Source organism: Clavibacter tessellarius (assembly GCF_001618005.1).
GTDB classification, from domain to species: domain Bacteria; phylum Actinomycetota; class Actinomycetes; order Actinomycetales; family Microbacteriaceae; genus Clavibacter; species Clavibacter tessellarius_A.
Map to the genome: position 1 here is coordinate 134,287 of NZ_LQXA01000061.1, position 14,310 is coordinate 148,596.

Consider the following 14,310-nt stretch of genomic DNA (forward strand, 5'->3'; position numbering starts at 1 on the left):
GTTAGGGCACCCGCCCGAGCGGCCCCGCGGCGTTCACTGAGGGCGGACGGGGTGCGTCGGTCGGCCGGTCGGGAGGCCGCCGGCCCGGGATCCGCCGACGTCGGGGGCCGCCGGTAGCGTGGGCGCGTGACCATCCGGGGATTCCGCCAGCCGCCCATCGCCTCCGCCCCGGGCGGCGCGGAGCCCGCCGTCGAGCTGGACCCGTCACAGCGCGCGGTCGTGGGGCTGCCCGTCGGCGTGAGCGCCGCCGTGCTGGGCGCCCCGGGGTCGGGCCGCACCACCACGCTCCGGGAGCTCGTCGCCCACCGCATCCTCGTCCACGGGCTCGACCCGTCCGAGGTCCTCGTGCTCGCGCCGTCGCGCGCGGCCGCCACACGCCTCCGCGACGAGCTCGCCCTGCGCGTCGGCGTGCCCACGCTCGGGCCGCTCGCCCGCACCGCCACCTCGGTGGCCTTCGAGGTGCTCGCCCGGCGCGCCGCCGAGACGGCGACCGCGCCGCCGCGGCTGCTCACGGGCGCCGAGCAGGACCAGATCATCGCCGACCTCCTCGCCGGGCACGAGGAGACGGGCACCGGGCCCGCGTGGCCGGATCCGCTCGGGGTCGAGGTGCGTCGGCTGCGCGCCTTCCGCACCGAGCTCCGCGAGCTGCTCATGCGCGCGACCGAGGAGCGCGTGCGCCCCGACGCGCTCGCCGATCTCGGGCGCGCGCACGGCGTGCCCGAGTGGATCGCGGCGGCCGAGTTCGCCCGCGAGTACGAGGACGTCGTCGACTCCTTCCGCGGCGACCACCTCGACAGCGCGGAGCTGCTCGCCGAGGCGGTCCTCCTCGTGGCGCGCGGGGAGGCCCTCACGGGCATCCGACTGGTCGTCGCCGACGACCTGCACGAGGCGACGGCCGCCACGCTCTCCCTCCTCCAGGCGCTCGCGGCGCGCGGAGCCGACGTGGTGGCGTTCGGCGACCCGGACGTCGCGGCCGCCACCTTCCGCGGCGCCGAGGCCGCGGCGCTCGGCCGGCTGTCCACCGTGCTCGGGCTCCCGGAGCTCGTCACCCTCGTGCTCGACCGGGTGCACCGGCAGCCGCCCGCGCTCCGGGCGCTCACCTCGGCCGTCACGGCGCGCATCGGCGCGGCAGGGGCAGGGCGGCAGCGGCAGGCGGGATCCGCGCCGGGCCTCGTCGACGACGCCGACCCGATCCAGGTCATCGAGGCGCCCACGCGCGCCATCGAGCTGGCCCGCCTCGCCCGACGCCTCCGCGAGGAGCACCTGCTCGGCGGCGTGCCGTGGGCGCGCATGGTCGTGCTGGTGCGCTCCGGATCCCTCGTGCCGCAGGTCGCCCGCAGCCTCGCCACGGCCGAGGTGCCCACACGCACGGCCGTCGCGGGGCGCGCGCTCCGCGACGACCTCGCGGCGCTCGCCCTCATCCGCGCGGTCGACGTGGTGCTCGGGCGCGTGCCGCTCGCGCCCGACATCGCGGCGGAGCTCGCCACGGGTCCCCTCGGCGGCCTCGACGGCGTGGCCCTCCGCCGCCTCCGCCTCGCTATGCGCCAGGAGGAGCTCGCGGGCGACGGGCACCGGTCGAGCGACGAGCTGCTGGTGGAGGCGCTCGCCGCGCCCGGTCGGCTCGAGACGCTCGACCTCCCGCCCGCGCGCCGGCTGGCCCGGCTGGCCCGCACGCTGCAGGGCGCACGCGAGCTCGCCGCCGCGGACGGCACGATCGAGGAACTGCTCTGGCACCTGTGGGAGGGCTCGCGGCTCGCGGGGCCGTGGTTCGAGCAGGCGCTGCAGACGGGCATCGTCGCGGACCAGGCGAACCGCGACCTCGACGGCGTCGTCGCGCTCTTCACGGCCGCGCGGCGCTTCGTCGAGCGGAACCCCGGCCGACCCGCGTCCGACTTCGTCGAGGAGCTGCTCGGCGCCGAGGTGCCCGAGGACACGCTCTCGCCGCAGCCGCTCGCCGACACGGTGCTCGTCGCCACGCCGTCCGCGGTCGTCGGCGCCGGCTACGAGGTCGTCGCCGTCGCCGCGCTCCAGGAGGGGGTCTGGCCGAACCTGCGGCTCCGCGGATCGCTGCTGCACCCGCAGCGCCTCTCCGCCGTCGCGCGCGGGCTCGACCGCGTCGACGTCGACGAGCGCGCCGAGGTCCTCTCCGACGAGCTGCGGATGCTCGCGCTCGCCGTCTCCCGCGCGTCCCGCGTCGTGGTGCTCAGCGCCACCGCGAACGACGAGGAGGCGCCGTCGCCGTTCCTCCGCCTCGTGCCGCCCGCGCCCGGTCTCGCCGAGGCGGAGGCGGGTGCCGAGGCGGGTCGGGTGGCGAAGGACGCGCCGGCCGCGCTGCGGATCCGGCCCGACCACCCGCTCTCGCTCCGCGGGCTGGTCGGCGCGCTGCGGCGGGAGCTCGCGGTCGTGCACCGCGACGCCGTGCTGTTGGAGGACGGCCGCGTCGTCTCCGGCGACCGCACCGCCCGACGGCCCGCCGACGCCACGCGCGAGCGCGGCCGCGCCGCCGCCTCGGCCCTGGCCCGTCTCGCCGCGGAGGGCGTCACGGGCGCGGATCCGGCCGAGTGGTACGGCCTGCGGGAGCCCTCCACCACCGAGCCCGTCGTCGACCTGACCGACCCGGAGGCCCGCGTGCCCGTCTCGCCTTCGCGGCTCGAGGCGTTCGAGCGCTCGCCGCTGAACTGGTTCATCGACCAGGCGTCCGGCGGTTCCACGAGCACCGCCATGGGCATCGGCACCATCGTGCACGCCGTCATGGAGGAGGCGAGCCTCGATCCGGACGCCGACCTCCGCCCGCCCGCGCTCGAGGCCCGGCTCGACGAGCGCTGGGGCGAGCTGCCCTTCGAATCGCCCTGGGTGGGCGAGCGCGAGCGGCGTCAGGCCGGCGAGCTCATCGCCGGCGTCAGCGGATACCTCCGCGACTTCGCGGGCGCCGGCGGGCGGATGCTCGCCGCCGAGGGCTCCTTCGAGCTCGAGGTGGGCGTCGCGCGGCTGCGCGGCATGATCGACCGGATCGAGCTGACGCAGGAGGGCCGCGTGGTCATCGTCGACCTCAAGACGGGGAGGCACTTCCCCACGCGTGCGGAGATCCCCGCGCACGCGCAGCTCGGCTCGTACCAGCTCGCGTTCGTCGAGGGCGCGCTCGAGCAGGTCCCCGCGGACGCGACGGCCGGCGGCGCGAAGCTGCTCTACGTCTCGGGCGGCGCGCGCGGCCTGCCGTACCGCGAGCTGCCGCAGGAGCCGCTCACCCGCGAGGAGCTCGACGGGTTCCGGGCGCGCATCGCCGACGCGGCGACCGGCATGGCGGGGGCGACCTTCGAGGGCACGCCGGACCTGGGGGAGCGGGATCCGGGGTCGGCCCGGCGCTACCGCATCCACCTCGTGCGGGCGGTGTCGGCGTGAGCGGCGTCGGCTCGACCGGCGGCGCGGCGGCGGCGGACAACGTGCCGATCAGCGCCCGCCGCATCGCGGAGACGCTCGGCCTGCCGAGCCCCACGGAGCAGCAGCGGCGCGTCATCGAGTCGCCGCTGGAGCCCGGCCTCGTGGTCGCGGGCGCGGGCAGCGGCAAGACCGAGACGATGGCGAGCCGCGTCGTCTGGCTCCTCGCCAACGGGCATGTGGGCGTCGAGGAGATCCTCGGCCTCACCTTCACGCGCAAGGCCGCGGGCGAGCTCGGCGTGCGGATCCGCGCCCGCATCGAGCAGCTGCAGCAGGCCGGCCTCGCCGCCGTCCCCGCTGACGCGTTCGCGACGCCCACCGTGCAGACCTACAACGCCTTCGCGAACGGCATCTTCCGCGACAGCGCGACGCTCATCGGCCGCGAGGCGGAGTCCGTCGTGCTCACGGAGGCGTCCGCGTGGCAGCTCGCGCGCCGGCTCGTCGTGGAGAGCACCGACCCCCGGCTGCTCGAGCTCGGCCGGGGCGTGGATCCCATCACGCAGGCCGTCATCTCCCTCAGCCGCGCGATGAGCGAGAACGTCGCCGACCCGGCCGAGGTCGTGCGACTCGCCGGGGCGTTCACCCGGCTCGAGGAGCTGCCCTTCGGATCCGCGCGCATCAGGAAGGCGCCCGCGGCCGAGGCCGTCGCCGCCGTCGGCGCGCTGCCGCCGCTCGTCGACCTCGCCGTGCGGTTCCAGGAGGAGAAGACCCGGCGCGGCCTCGTGGAGTACAGCGACCAGGTCGCGTTCGCGCTCGCCATCTGCGAGCGGGTGCCGCAGGTCGTCGCCGAGCACCGGAGGCGCTTCCGCATCGTGCTCCTCGACGAGTACCAGGACACCTCCGTCGTGCAGACCCGGCTCCTCGCCACGCTCTTCGGCGGCACGCCCGTCATGGCCGTGGGGGATCCGCACCAGTCCATCTACGGCTGGCGCGGCGCGAGCGCGGCCAACCTCGCGCGCTTCGGGGCCGACTTCGCGCCCGCGGGCGCCGCCGCGGCCGACGTGCCCGTGTACGCCCTCTCCACGAGCTGGCGGAACCCGGCGTCGGTGCTCGGCGCGGCGAACCGCATCGTCGAGCCGCTCACCGCGGCGTCGCGCATCCCCGTGGCGCGCCTCGAGCCGCGCCCGGACGCGGGCGACGGCCGGCTCGACGTGGCCTACGAGGAGACCGTCGCCGACGAGGCCGCGAGCGTCGCCGCGTGGTTCGCCGACCGGCTGCGGCAGCCCGGATCCGGCGACCGGCCCCGCTCGGCCGCCCTGCTCTGCCGGTCGCTCAAGACCATCGAGCCGTTCACGACCGCGCTCGCCGACCGCGGCGTGCCGTTCCGCGTGCTCGGGCTCGGCGGCCTGCTCGACCAGCCGGCCGTGGTCGACCTCGTGTGCGTGCTCCGCGTGCTGCACGACCCCACCGCGGGCAGCGAGCTGGTGCGCCTCCTCACGGGCGCCCGCTGGCGCATCGGCACGAAGGACGTGCACGCGCTGTCCCGCGTCGCGTCCTGGCTCATGGCGCGCGACCCCGCGCAGAAGGAGCTCGCCGCCGAGGTGCGGGCGGGCTTGCGCGCCTCCGTCGTGCCGGACGAGGTGGGTTCCGTCGTCGACGCGCTCGACTTCGTCGTCGGCGCGCCCGAGGGCCACCGCGCGCTCGAGGGCTTCAGCGCCGAGGGCCTCGCGCGGCTCCGCGCCGCCGGGCGCCAGCTCCAGGTGCTCCGCTCGCGCGTCGGGCTCGACCTGGTCGACCTCGTCACGGTCGTGCAGCAGGAGCTGCTGCTCGACATCGAGGTCGCGGCCAACGAGACGGATCCGCTCGGCCGCGCCAGCCTCGAGGCCTTCACCGAGCAGGTGGCCGGCTACCTCCAGGGCGACACCGCGGGCACGCTCGGCCCGTTCCTCGCCTGGCTCGCCGAGGCCGAGCGGCGCGACAACCTCGCGCCGCGCACGGAGGAGCCGGAGCCCGGCACCGTGCAGATCCTCACCATCCACGGCTCGAAGGGCCTCGAGTGGGACGTGGTGGCCGTGCCGCGCATGGTCGACGGCGAGCTGCCCGGCACGCTGCGGGAGAAGAAGGGCTGGGTCGCGTTCGGCGCCCTGCCGTTCGAGTTCCGCGGCGACTCCGCCGAGCTGCCGTCGCTCGCCTGGCGCGGCGTGGAGACGCAGAAGGAGTTCGCGGAGGCCATGGAGGCATTCGGCGAGGAGCTCGAGGAGCGGAACGCCGCCGAGCAGCGGCGCCTCGCCTACGTCGCCGTCACGCGCACCCGGTCCGACCTGCTGCTCTCGGGCTCGTTCTGGTCCACGCAGCAGAAGCCGCGGGGGCCGGGGGCGTTCCTCCGCGAGATCCAGGAGGTGGGCCTCATCGCGCCCGACGCGCTGCCCGACGCGCCCGAGCTGGAGGAGAACCCGCTCGAGCCCGGATCCGCCCGCGTCGCCTGGCCGCTCCCGCCGCTCGGCCCGCGCGAGGCCCGGGTGCGCGCGGCCGCGGAGGCCGTGACGATCGCGGATCCGCACGCCGAGACCGTCTGGACCCGCGACATCGACCTGCTCCTCGCCGAGCGCGACGCCCGCGCGCGCGACGCCGAGCTCGTCGACCTGCCCACGCGCATCCCGGCGTCGCGCTTCAAGGACTTCGTGAGCGACCCGGCGGGCGTCGCCGCGCGCCTGCGCCGCCCCATGCCGGAGCGGCCCTACCGCCAGACGCGGCTCGGCACGCTGTTCCACGGCTGGGTCGAGGCGCGCTACGGGCCCGCGGGCACGGCCGACGTCATCGACGCGTCCGGCGTCGAGCTCGACCAGGATCCGACCGAGCCGCCCGTGGAGCAGGAGGACCTCGACCGGCTGCGCGCCACCTTCGAGGCGAGCGAGTGGGCCAGCCGGAAGCCCGAGGAGGTCGAGGTCGAGATCCACATGGAGCTCGCCGGGCAGGTCGTCATCTGCAAGATCGACGCGGTGTTCCTCATCGACGGCCGCTACCGCGTCGTCGACTGGAAGACGGGCCGCACCCCGAAGGACGCGGCCGACCTCGAGCTCAAGCAGCTCCAGCTCGCGCTCTACCGCCTCGCGTTCGCGAAGTGGCGGGGCATCGATCCGGAGCTCATCGACGCGGAGTTCTACTTCGTCGCCGAGGGCCGCTCGCTGAAGCCGGAGCGCATCTACTCCGAGGAGGACCTCGTGGCGCTCTGGTCGGGCGCGCGCACGCCGGACGCGTCGCGCGCGGCGTCCGGGGAGACGGTGGGCTGAGGCCGGGAGTCGAGCATCTCCTCGACCTGGTCGACGTCCATCACGGGCAGCGTCTCGTGGGCGATGCGCTGGCCCTCGTCGGCGCGCACGGTGTCGACGAGCGCGCTGAGCATGTTCACGGCGTCGTCGATGATGCCCTGGTTGCGCGTGTCGGCGCCGTGCAGCAGCCAGCGGGCGATCTCGAGCTCGGCGTACAGGAGCGCGCGCTGCTTGAGCTGGCGGTCGACCGTCACGTGGTGCGCCTGGTTGTAGGCGCGGAAGACGCTCTCGGCGACGTGCTCGGCGCGGGCGCCCAGCACCCAGTGCAGGTCGTGCGCGGGGTCGGCCACGCGGAGCTCGGACCAGCCGATCATGCCGGTCACGTCGTCGCCGTCGACGAGGAACGACGAGGCCTGCACGGCGCCGTTCACGACCGCCGGCTGGAACTGCCAGAGCGACGCGTCGTCGAGCGCTTCCTCCCACCGGGAGAGCAGCAGGCTCGGCACGAGCGCGGTCGCGGCGGCCCGGTCGATGAGCGCCGCGGTCTGGCTGTGGATCTCGGCGGCCGAGAGCACGGGCAGGCCCGCATCCGCGACGAACCCGGTCGGCAGGCTGTGCACGGCGGAGACGGCGGCGCCGATGGAGCGGGCGAGGCCCTCGCCCGCGGGGATCTCGTCGAGCGAGATGATCCGGCCGGGGACGTGCTCGTAGACGAAGCCGCGGGTCGGCTTGACGGGCGCCTGGCCCAGGAACTCGGGCACGCGGAACGGCAGGCGGGAGCGGATCCCGGTGCTGAGCGCCCGCAGCGCGACGAGGTCGGCGGACTGCTCGGACTCGGACGCCTGCGTCGTGGGGACGCGCACGAGGAGCTCGCGGCCGTCCCTCGTGGTGAGGAGCGCGGAGTCGAAGTCGCCCGCGCCGCCGGCCGTGAAGGGGGTGCTGCGGACCACGTCGAGCCCCGCGACGGCCGAGGTCGCCAACGCGGCTAGAGTGAGGTGGGATCTGGCCATGCCCTACAGGTTAGGTCGCTGGGAGCCCTCCGTCTCACCGCGCCACGCGCTTCCGGCCCCACCCGCGCACCGTCGGCGGGGCCTCGGCACCGCCGTCCCGCCCCTCGGCCCGTCCGCCCTCGAAGTCGATTGGTCACCCGTGCTCGACAGCTTCCTCTCCCGTCTGCCCCTGTCCCGCGAGGGCGTCGACCGCGACGGCCTGAACCGCGACTCGCCCGCCCTCTTCGACGAGCTGTGGGCGGATCCGGCCACGCGCGTCCTGCCGATGCGCGGCCACCGCGCGCTCGGCTCCGTGGCCGACGACCGCGCGGCGCTGGAGCTCCTGCCGGTCGACCGCGTCACCGCGGCCACCGTGCGCATCTACCTCGGCCGCACGACCGTCGCGCACGAGGGCGAGCCGGCGGGCACGCCCGTCGTCGCGGCCGTCCTCACCGACGCGGCCGCCGCCGAGCTGCAGCCCGCCGAGGACCGCTGGATCGAGCTGCGCGCCACCGCCGTCCAGCTCGACGACCGCGACGCCGCGCTCTTCACCGAGGCCCTCGCCACCGCGAACTGGCACGCCTCCCACGCGTTCTCGCCGAGGACGGGGGAGCCGACCGTCGTCGAGCAGGGCGGTTGGGTGCGCCGCGCGCCCTCCGACGGCTCGCAGGTCTTCCCGCGCACCGACGCCGCCGTGATCATGGGGGTCGTCGACCGGGACGACCGCCTGCTCCTCGGCGCCAACGCCATGTGGGGCGGCGACCGATACTCGCTGCTCGCGGGCTTCGTCGAGCCGGGGGAGTCGTTCGAGGCGGCCGTGAAGCGCGAGGTGCTCGAGGAGTCCGGCGTCACGGTGGAGGACCCGCGCTACCTCGGCAGCCAGCCGTGGCCGTTCCCCGCGTCGGTGATGGTCGGCTTCCTCGCGCGGGTCTCCGCGACGAGCGGGCCCGCGACCCCGGACGGCACCGAGATCATCGACCTGCGCTGGTTCAGCCGCGAGGAGCTGCGGGGCGCGCTCGACGAGATCGCGCTGCCCGGCCCGTCGTCCATCGCGCGCGCCATCATCGAGGAGTGGTACGGCGGCCCCCTCGACGACGGCGAGCGGGAGTGGTGACCGGCCGATCGTGACCGACCAGCTCGTCCCCGGGACGCCCGGCCGCGACCCGTACGGATCCGGCCCCTCCGGCGCCCTCCCGGCGCCCGTCGCCCTCGGCCCCGTGCCCGAGGCCGTCGACGAGCCCGCGGAGGACGTCCCCACCGCCGAGTCCCTGCTCGAGGCGCTCGACGACCAGCAGCGGCTCGCCGCCGAGGCGCTCCTCGGGCCCGTCGTCGTGCTCGCGGGCGCCGGCACGGGCAAGACGCGCGCCATCACGCACCGCATCGCGTACGGGATCCAGGCCGGCGTCTACCCGCCCAACCGGGTGATGGCGCTCACCTTCACGTCGCGCGCCGCCGCCGAGCTGCGCGGCCGCCTGCGCGAGCTCGGCGCGGGGCCCGTCGCCGCCCGCACCTTCCACGCCGCGGCGCTCAAGCAGCTCAACTTCTTCTGGCCGCAGGTCGTGGGCGGCACCATGCCCCGCCTCATCGAGAGCAAGGGCCGGATGCTCGGCCACGCCGCCGAGTCCCTCCGGCTCCGCCTCGACACGGCCGCCCTCCGCGACATGGCGGCCGAGGTCGAGTGGCGGAAGGTCTCCATGATCTCCGTCGAGGAGTACGGCCTCGCCGCTCGCACCACGCGCACCCTGCCGCCGCAGCTCGACGCCGACCAGGCCGTGGCGCTCCTGCAGGCGTACGAGGACATCAAGGACCAGCGCCGCCAGCTCGACTTCGAGGACGTGCTGCTCGCCACCGCGGGCATGATCGAGGCGGAGCCGTGGGTCGCGCAGCAGGTGCGCGAGCAGTACCGCTTCTTCGTGGTCGACGAGTACCAGGACGTCTCGCCGCTCCAGCAGACGATCCTCGACCTCTGGATGGGCGACCGCCGCGACCTCTGCGTGGTCGGCGACGCGAGCCAGACCATCTACTCCTTCGCGGGCGCGAAGAGCGCCTACCTCCTCGACTTCGCGTCGCGCTTCCCCGAGGCCACCGTCGTGCGGCTCGAGCGGAACTACCGGTCGACCTCGGGCATCACCGAGGCCGCGAACCGGCTGATGCGCGGCCGGCCGGGCGCGCTCACGCTCGTCTCGGCGGACGCGGATCCCGACGGCGACGGCACGGGCGCGGCGCGGGCGAAGGGGCGCGGAGCGGCCTCCGTGCCCGGCCGCGGCGAGGGCTTCCGCGCGCCCCAGGTGAGCGCGTTCCCGTCCGACGGCGCGGAGGCACGCGCGATCGCGGGCGCCATCGCGCAGCAGATCGCCTCGGGGATCCCGCCCGAGCACATCGCCGTGCTCTACCGCATGAACGGCCAGTCGGCGGTGCTCGAGCAGGCGCTCGGCGACGCGGGCGTCAGCTACCAGGTGCGCGGATCCCAGCGCTTCTTCGACCGTCCGGAGATCAAGCAGGCGCTCCTCGCGCTCCGCGGGGCGTCCGTGTCGATCTCCGGCGAGCCGCTGTTCAAGTCGGTGAGCGACGTGCTCCGCGGCCTCGGCTGGAGCCAGCAGCCGCCCGAGCAGCAGGGCGCGGTGCGCGACCGCTGGGAGTCGCTCGACGCGATCATGGGCCTCGCCGAGCGGATGCCCGCGGGAAGCACCTTCCGCGCGTTCACCGACGAGCTGCTCGAGCGGCAGGCGGGCCAGCACGAGCCGACCGTCTCCGCGGTCACGCTCGCGACGCTGCACTCCGCCAAGGGCCTCGAGTGGGAGCACGTCTACCTGATGGGGCTCAGCGAGGGGCTCGTGCCCATCAGCTACGCGCAGACGCTCGAGGCGGTCGACGAGGAGCGGCGCCTCCTCTACGTCGGGATCACGCGCGCGCGATCCGGCCTGCGGCTGTCGTGGAGCCGGAGCGGGCCGCAGCGCTCGGGGCAGCGGGAGCCGTCGCGGTTCCTGGCAGAGCTCGACACCCGCATAACGGGTGGGGGCGCGAAGCGCGGCGGCTGACCCGCCCGGTCCGCACGTCGAGGAGCGCCTGGTGCCCGGCGAGCGGGTTCTCGCCCGTGGCGAGCAGGCGGTGCGCCGGCCGCGCGGCGAGGGCCGCGACCTCGCCCGCGACGAGCCCGTCCTCGGATCCGCTGTCGCGCCCGAGCAGCTGCGTCGCGAGGGCGGGCCACGCCGGATCCGCGTCGCGGCGGTGCAGGTCGAGGCAGTAGCAGCAGACCGTGCGTCCCGGTTGCACCAGCGGGCCGACGGCCGCTGTCCGGTCGCCGAGCACGACCGGCAGGTGCGGCACGTCGGCGCGCGCCCACCGCCCGTAGGCGGCCGGCGCGATCGCGAAGTGGGCGACGATCACGGCGAGGTCGGGCGGGTCCTCCACGGCCGCCGGCCCGGCCGCCGGCCCGGCCGCGGCCCGGACGTCGTGGCCCGCTCGGGCGAGGGCGTCGGCGATCCGGTCGGCCGTGGGGCCCGCGCCGACGACCGCGACCCGTCCCGTCGGCGTCGCCGGTCGGCCGTCATCGCCCGGCGGGAGCAGCGCGGGCCGCACCAGGTCGAGCAGCTGCGTGACCTGCGCGGGGCCGGCGCCCTCGGTCGCCGCGATCATGTCGAGCCCGCCGCGGCTCACGCCGGTGCGGAGCGCGTGGAGCAGGCGCTCATCGAGGCGGGAGACGGCCGAGAGCACCACGGGCGGGCGGTCGACGCCGAGCTGGAGGGAGTCCGGCGTGCGCCAGACGAGGGGGAGGCGGGGATCGAGTCGGATGGCCATGGGCGCGGAGAGTGCCCGACGCGCCGACGGCGCGCCGGCCGCGTCCACAGGCGCGACCGGTGCCGGCTCCGGGCGGCCGCCCGGACGGCCGAGGCCGGCGCCGGCCTCGGCGGTGGTGCGGCACGGATCAGACGGGGCGCGGATCCGTGTCGTCGTCGTCCCGGCGTTCGTCCGTCGGCGCGTCCGGCTCGGTGGCGTGACCCTGGCCGTCCTCCACGGGGCGGCCGGCGTCGGATCCGCTCAGCAGGTCCTCGAGCGCCTGGTCGACCTCGTCCGGCTCGGGCTCGCCCTGCGTGAGCCGCGCGACGAGCGCGTGGGGCGCGTCGACGTCCTCGCTCGTCGGCAGCACGTCGGGGTGCGACCACAGCCGGTCGCGCTCCTCCGCGCCGACCGCGTCGGTGACGGCCTGCCACATCGCGGCCGCCTCGCGGAGGCGGCGCGGTCGGAGCTCCAGGCCCACGAGCGTGGCGAAGGCGGACTCGGCCGGCCCGCCCGTCGCGCGGCGGCGCCGCACGGTCTCGGCGATGGCGTCCGCGCGCGGGAGCCGCACGGTGGCGGCGGCGGTGACGACGTCCACCCAGCCCTCGATGAGCGCGAGCATCGTCTCGAGCCGGCTGAGCGCCGCCAGCTGGGCCTCGCTCTTGGGCGGGATGAGGGATCCGTCGACCATGGCCTGGCGGAGCTCCTCGGGGTTCGACGGGTCGAAGCCCTCGGCGAGCGACTCCAGCCGCTCGGTGTCGATGTGCACGCCCTTCGCGAACTCCGTGATGGAGGTGATGAGCTGCAGCCGCAGCCAGCGCGCGTGGCGGAACAGGCGGGCGTGCGCCAGCTCGCGCACCGCGAGGTAGATCTCGACCTGGTCGTCGGGGACGTCGATGCCGGATCCGAACGCGGCGACGTTCTGGGGGAGGAGGGCGGCCTGCTGGTCGTCGAGGAGCGGGATCCCCACGTCGCCGCCGGAGACCACCTCGGTGGAGAGCTGCCCGACCACCTGGCCGAGCTGCATGGCGAAGAGCGTGCCGCCGAGGTTCCGCATCATGCGGCCGGCGCCCGCGACCATGCCGCGCATCTCCTCGGGCGCGTTCTGCTGCAGCACCTCCGTGAGGGAGTCGGCGATGCTGAGCGCGACGGGCTCGGCGAGCTGCGTCCACACGGGCATCGTGAGCTCGGTCCACTGCGCGCGCGTGACGAGGCGCGGCGCGACCGTGAGCTGGCTCACGGTGGTGACCTCGTCGAGCCACAGCGCGGCCACCTGGAACGCCTGGTCGAGCGGCGCGGACGCGGCGGCGGTGACCTGGGTCTGCTCGGCCGCGGCGAGCTGGCGGGCGCCCTCGCGGGCCACCTTCCAGTCGACGCCGTCGCCGCTCGCGCTGAGGGCGCCCTGCAGCTGGGCGATGAGCTGGCGCACCATCTCGGGGTCCTGCGGGAGCCCCGCGGCGCCCGCGAGCCGCTCCGGGTCGATCTGGCCGTCGCCGCCCAGGAAGCGCGCGAGCATGCGGCGGAACTCGTCCTCGGGATCGGGGGTGGGCTCGTCGGCCATGGGGGTCCTCCCGGTGGATCAGGCGCCCGATCCGCGGTCCCGCGGTCGGTGGATCCACGCTAGCCCGCGCCCACGGGAAACCCATCCGCATTCGCCTAGGCTGAGCCGTCGCGGCTTCCGCCAGCCGCGAACAGCGGCCCCTCGGGCCGCCCCGTCACCCGCCCGGCGGCCGCATCCCGGCCCGTCGCGCCCCGACCGCGAGGACCTCCGGATGAGCCTGTTCGCCCAGCACGCCCCCCGCGCACCCCGGACGCCGCGCCGTCGCCGCGTCGGCCGCGTGCTCGCCGGCGTCGGGGCCGTGCTCGCGCTCTCCCTCGGCCTCATGCCGTCCCCGTACGTGATCGAGCAGCCGGGACCGGTGTTCGACACCCTCGGCACGAGCGACCACCAGGGCGCCGAGCGGCCGCTCATCTCCATCCCGGACCGCCCCACGTACCCCACCGACGGCCGCCTCGACATGCTCACGGTGAGCGTCGTCGGCAACCCCGAGCAGCGCCCCGACTGGTTCTCCGTCGTCTCCGCGTGGCTCGACCCGAGCCGCAGCGTCGTCCCGCTGGAGGCCGTGTTCCCCGCGAACCAGACCGCCGAGCAGCGCGACGCCCAGAACCAGGTGCAGATGACGAACTCCCAGCAGGACGCCGTCGCCGCCGCCCTCCTGGAGCTCGGCATCGACGTGCCGCGCACCCTCGACGTGCAGAGCGTCCTCGCGGGCTCGGCGGCCGACGGTCCGCTGCGGGTCGGCGACGCGATCCGCACGGTCGACGGCGCCGCCGTGGTCGACCTCGCCGACCTGCAGGCGCGCGTGGCGGCCGCCGGCGCGACGACGCCCCTGTCCTTCGGGATCACGCGCGACGGGCAGGAGAGCACGGTCGAGGTCACGCCCGCCGAGCGGGACGGGCGCCCGGTCATCGGCGTCGTCACCTCCACCGCCTACGAGTTCCCCTTCGCGGTCGACATCCAGCTCGACGACGTGGGCGGGCCGAGCGCCGGCATGATGTTCGCGCTCGGGATCATGGACAAGCTCGAGGAGGGCTCCCTCACCGGCGGCAAGGCCATCGCGGGCACGGGCACCATCGACGCGTCCGGCGACGTCGGCCCCATCGGCGGGATCCGGCAGAAGCTCTTCGGCGCCGAGCGCGCGGGCGCGCAGTACTTCCTCGCGCCGGCCGCCAACTGCGACGACGTCCGCGGGCACGTGCCGGACGGCCTCCGCGTCTTCTCGGTGGGGAAGCTCGACGACTCGCTGGCGGTCCTCCACGCCATCTCCTCCGGCGGCGACCTGGACGCCCTGCCCACCTGCTGACCCGACCCCGACGGTCCGAGGACGGCCCGCACGCGA

Annotated in this window: 7 protein-coding genes and 1 pseudogene; 5 read left to right on the forward strand and 3 right to left on the reverse strand. The window is 75.9% G+C overall.

The genetic code is table 11. From position 1 onward, the window contains the following. Window positions 1–126: 126 nt before the first annotated feature. On the forward strand, window positions 127–3,399 hold the full coding sequence (locus AWH51_RS15435) for an ATP-dependent helicase (RefSeq protein ID WP_063072925.1): 3,273 nt from the start codon (window positions 127–129) through the stop codon (window positions 3,397–3,399). After that, a complete protein-coding gene (locus tag AWH51_RS15440) occupies window positions 3,396–6,665 on the forward strand; it encodes an ATP-dependent DNA helicase (protein WP_063072926.1) in 3,270 nt (1,089 codons plus the stop codon). Before AWH51_RS15435 ends, AWH51_RS15440 begins: the two co-directional genes overlap by 4 nt. Here the strand turns inward: AWH51_RS15440 and AWH51_RS15445 are convergent. Beyond that, window positions 6,578–7,654 carry a phosphotransferase gene (locus AWH51_RS15445; RefSeq protein WP_063072927.1) on the reverse strand — a complete coding sequence of 359 codons (1,077 nt, stop codon included), beginning with the start codon at window positions 7,652–7,654 and terminating at the stop codon, window positions 6,578–6,580. The two genes, AWH51_RS15440 and AWH51_RS15445, sit on opposite strands and share 88 nt — an antisense overlap. 139 nt (window positions 7,655–7,793) lie before the next feature. Here AWH51_RS15445 and nudC point away from each other — a divergent pair, with 139 nt between their 5' ends. Together nudC and AWH51_RS15455 are read left to right on the forward strand one after the other, a co-directional pair. Further along, window positions 7,794–8,747 carry an NAD(+) diphosphatase gene (gene nudC / locus AWH51_RS15450; protein ID WP_063072928.1) on the forward strand — a complete coding sequence of 318 codons (954 nt, stop codon included), beginning with the start codon at window positions 7,794–7,796 and terminating at the stop codon, window positions 8,745–8,747. A gap of 10 nt (window positions 8,748–8,757) precedes the next feature. Beyond that, window positions 8,758–10,671, forward strand: a complete 1,914-nt coding sequence (locus AWH51_RS15455) for an ATP-dependent helicase (RefSeq protein ID WP_063072929.1) — start codon at window positions 8,758–8,760, stop codon at window positions 10,669–10,671. Here the strand turns inward: AWH51_RS15455 and AWH51_RS16530 are convergent. Continuing rightward, window positions 10,634–11,431 (reverse strand): annotated as a pseudogene (locus tag AWH51_RS16530) (TOMM precursor leader peptide-binding protein); the annotation flags it as partial. The gene AWH51_RS15455 and the pseudogene AWH51_RS16530 sit on opposite strands and share 38 nt — an antisense overlap. Before the next feature lie 127 nt (window positions 11,432–11,558). Continuing rightward, window positions 11,559–12,971 (reverse strand): zinc-dependent metalloprotease, encoded by a 1,413-nt coding sequence (locus tag AWH51_RS15460; protein ID WP_063072930.1) that lies wholly within the window; start codon window positions 12,969–12,971, stop codon window positions 11,559–11,561. 211 nt (window positions 12,972–13,182) lie between these two features. Between AWH51_RS15460 and AWH51_RS15465 the strand changes: the two genes are divergently transcribed. Continuing rightward, a complete protein-coding gene (locus tag AWH51_RS15465; protein ID WP_063072931.1) occupies window positions 13,183–14,274 on the forward strand; it encodes a PDZ domain-containing protein in 1,092 nt (363 codons plus the stop codon). Window positions 14,275–14,310 lie beyond the last annotated feature (36 nt).